At 49.5% G+C, this 408-nt stretch carries 1 protein-coding gene; it reads left to right on the forward strand.

The window, feature by feature from the left end:
- Window positions 1-408 (forward strand): hypothetical protein (locus GUI70_RS22710; protein ID WP_202630571.1); only part of this gene is annotated, 408 nt, incomplete at both ends.

Consider the following 408-nt stretch of genomic DNA (forward strand, 5'->3'; position numbering starts at 1 on the left):
GGCGTGGATAAACCTTACGGGTATGATATCCGGGGGAGTTTGATTGCAGGTTTGAAAAAGGTGTTGGCGGGCTCTGACATGTCCTCTCTTGAGGATCGTGTAAAGCACCACTTCATGTTGCCACATGACCCTGAGTATGTTGCCACAATGCAGCACGAAGACTTCGACCCTCACGTCCTCATGGCAAAGATTGCCAAGATGATCACAGAGGAGGAGTATGACAACTTTGGAGTGCTGAAGGGCAAGAAGAAGGATGGCACAGCAACTGAACTTGAACTGAGCACACTGGCCAAGATCGTTGCAGCTCGTAAGAAGGGTAAGACAACCAATTATGCTTCTGTGTACAACGCAGGTGCTGCAAAGATTGCTCAAGCGGCAGGTGTGGAGCTTGCTGAAGGTCAAATCTTG

Source organism: Deinococcus alpinitundrae, assembly GCF_009982895.1.
In the GTDB taxonomy this organism is placed as follows: domain Bacteria; phylum Deinococcota; class Deinococci; order Deinococcales; family Deinococcaceae; genus Deinococcus; species Deinococcus alpinitundrae.